General features: G+C 65.5%; 4 protein-coding genes. All 4 read left to right on the top strand.

Annotated elements, in window-relative coordinates; all coding sequences use genetic code 11:
• On the top strand, positions 1-210 hold a 210-nt coding region (locus tag VGD20_RS00070), incomplete at its 5' end, for a TOBE domain-containing protein (RefSeq protein WP_331132494.1).
• The gene (locus VGD20_RS00065; RefSeq protein ID WP_331132493.1) at positions 207-1,259 is read left to right on the top strand and encodes a polyamine ABC transporter substrate-binding protein; all 1,053 of its coding nucleotides are present in this window, start codon (positions 207-209) and stop codon (positions 1,257-1,259) included. The genes VGD20_RS00070 and VGD20_RS00065, both read left to right, overlap by 4 nt.
• On the top strand, positions 1,240-2,433 hold the full coding sequence (locus VGD20_RS00060) for an ABC transporter permease (protein ID WP_331132492.1): 1,194 nt from the start codon (positions 1,240-1,242) through the stop codon (positions 2,431-2,433). Before VGD20_RS00065 ends, VGD20_RS00060 begins: the two co-directional genes overlap by 20 nt.
• Positions 2,430-2,966: ABC transporter permease (locus tag VGD20_RS00055; protein WP_331132491.1), on the top strand; the 537-nt coding region annotated here is incomplete at its 3' end. The genes VGD20_RS00060 and VGD20_RS00055, both read left to right, overlap by 4 nt.

The following is a 2,966-nucleotide window of genomic DNA, read 5'->3' as shown; positions in this document are numbered from 1 at the left end:
ATCGAAGCACGGGTCGAGGAACTTGCATATCACGGCGATCACAGCCGCATCCGCGCAGCGCTCGATGGCGGCGGGGCGCTCGTCATCAGGACGTCGGGTGCACAGGAGATTGCACCTGGGCAGCGAATTCCGATCGGTTGGTGCACCGATCGCTGTTTCGCCTTTCCAGCCGAAGACCATGCCGCCTTGCGCCAAAGAGAGGTCGCATGAAAAGCTGGGCACGCCTTTTGGGTCTCGCCGCGCTCACCGCGAGCGTCGCCGCGTGCGGCTCGAGTTCGGAACTTCGCCCGCTCACCGTGGTCGGCTGGGGCGGATCTTCACAGGATGCCCACCGCAAGGCCTATTGGAGTTCTTTTTCGCGCACCACGGGGATTCCGCTGCGCGAGGATAGCTGGCGCGGCGGCGTCGGGGTGATCCGGACGAAGGTCGTCGGCGGCGACACGAGTTGGGACATCGTCCAGGTCGAGACCGAGGATTTGATTCTCGGCTGCGAGGAAGGGCTGTTCCAGCGACTCGACTGGGCTGCATTGGGTGGACGCGACGCCTTCCTGCCCGCGGCGGTGCATGACTGCGGGGTCGGCGCGATGCTCTGGTCCTATGTGATCGGCTATGACGGCGACCGGATCAAGGGACCAGGACCGAAGAGCTGGGCCGATTTCTGGAACATCAAACGCTTCCCCGGCAAAAGGGGCATGCGCAAGACGCCCAAATATTCGCTCGAATTCGCACTGATGGCGGACGGCGTGCCGGCCGATCAGGTCTATCCGACACTGCGCACGCCCCAAGGCGTCGACCGTGCGTTTCGCAAGCTCGACGAGATCAAGCCGAACGTCGTCTGGTGGTCGTCGATCTCGCAGGTACCCGACCTGCTCGGCTCACGCGAGGTGGTGATGTCGGTGACCAGTCCGGGCCGGCTGATCGTCGCGAACCGCGCCGAGGGCCGCAATTTCAAACTCGACTGGCACGGCAACATTTATGCGGTCGACTATTGGGTGATCCTCGCCAACAGCCCGCGCAAGGCCGAAGCCGCGCAGCTGCTCCGCTATATGACACAGCCCGAAAACCAGATGCGGCTTGCGAGCCATATCCCGACGGGGCTGACCAGTATCGAGGCGAACCGGCGCGTCGATCCGAAGCTCAAACTCGACACGCCGAGCGACCCGGCGAACATGACCGGCGCGCTCGAACTCGACGCCAATTTCTGGGTCGAATATGGCGATCAGCTCACCCAGCGGTTCAATGCCTGGGTCGCGCGCTAGGTCGCCGGGGCTTCGGCGCTGGTGGAGCTTCGCGCTCGTCGCGCCGCTGTTCCTGTTCCTGCTCGCGAGCTTCATCGCGCCCGTGCTGATGATGCTGTCACGCGCGGTGATCGACCGCGACCTCGAACGCGTCTGGCCCGACAGCGCCATCGCGCTCCGGCAGTGGGATGGCGCGGGATTGCCGCCCGACGCGCTCGCCGCGATCGTTGCGCGCGAAATTGCCGCGACCCGGCAAGCGGGAACGCTCAACCAGGTCGCCAATCGACTGAACTACGACATGGTCGGATCGCGCAGCATTCTCTACACGACTGCCGACCGGTTGGCCGCAGGCAGCGTCGGAACGTCCGTCAAGGATCTTGCGCGGATCGATCCGCGGTGGGGACAGCCCGGGATCTGGGCCGCGATGCGGCATGCGGACGGTCCGCTCACGCGCCATTACCTGCTCGCGGCGCTCGACCGCCGGCTGAACGCAAACGACCGCGTCGTCTCCGTCCCGGCCGAACAGGCCGTTTTCACGAATATCTACCTGCGCACGTTCAAGATCAGCACCGTCGTCGCGCTGCTTTGCGTCGCGCTCGGCTATCCGGTCGCCTATCTGCTCGCATCGCTACCCGAGCGAAAGGCGAACCCGCTGCTGATCCTCGTGCTGCTGCCCTTCTGGACCTCGGCACTCGTGCGCACTGCGGCATGGGCGGTGTTGCTCCAGACGAACGGCATCGTGAACAACGCGCTGCAGGCCGTCGGGCTGATCGATGCGCCGCTCCAGCTCATCTACAACCGGCTTGGCGTCTATATCGCGATGACGCATGTGCTGCTGCCCTTCTTTATCCTGCCGCTCTATGGCGTGATGAAGGGCATTCCGCCGACCGCGATGCGGGCGGCCAGTTCGCTTGGCGCATCGCCGCTTCGCGCCTTCCTGTCCGTTTACCTGCCGCAGACATTGCCCGGCGTCGCAGCGGGGGCGATTATCGTCTTCACCCTCGCGCTCGGCTATTATGTCACCCCCGCGCTCGTCGGCGGCGGCGCCGACCAGATGATCAGCGCGTCGATCGCATTTTACACCAACCAGTCGCTCAACTGGGGCATGGCGGCGGCACTCAGCCTGCTGCTCTTGCTGCCGCTGTTGCTGATGGTCTTCGCCGGCCGGACGATGGTCCGCACGGTGCCGGCATGAGCGCCTGCCGCTCCCGGTCCGAGCGCGCCGGCCGCGCGGCGCTCATCGCCTTTTCGATCCTCGTCTTTGCCTTTCTGGTGCTGCCGATCCTTGCGGTGATCCCGCTGTCGCTCAATCCGACGACCTTTCTCGTGTTTCCGGAGGGCGAATTCTCGCTGCGCTGGTACCGGACGCTCGCCGAATCACCGCAATGGACGCACGCATTCGGCAACAGCCTGAAGATCGCCGTCGCGACGACATTGATCGCGACGCCGCTCGGCACACTCGCGGCGATCGGGCTCGCCTACATGCGCTCGCGCGCAAAAACCGCGATCGTCGCGCTGATCACCGCGCCGCTCGTCGTGCCGGTGGTCGTCGTCGCGATTGCCTTCTATTTTTTCTTCGCGCCGCTGGGGCTCGTCAACGGTTCGCTCGGGCTGATCGTCGCGCACAGCGCGCTCGCGGTGCCCTTTGTGGTGATCGTGGTCCATGCGGCGCTGCGCGGGCTCGATACCGAGCTGCTGCGCGCCGCCGCCAGCCTCGGCGCGCCGCCG

It is taken from the genome of Sphingopyxis sp. (assembly GCF_036402335.1).
GTDB lineage: Bacteria > Pseudomonadota > Alphaproteobacteria > Sphingomonadales > Sphingomonadaceae > Sphingopyxis.
The sequence above is the reverse complement of the archived record's forward strand: the minus strand, read 5'-3'. Positions and strand labels throughout refer to the sequence as shown.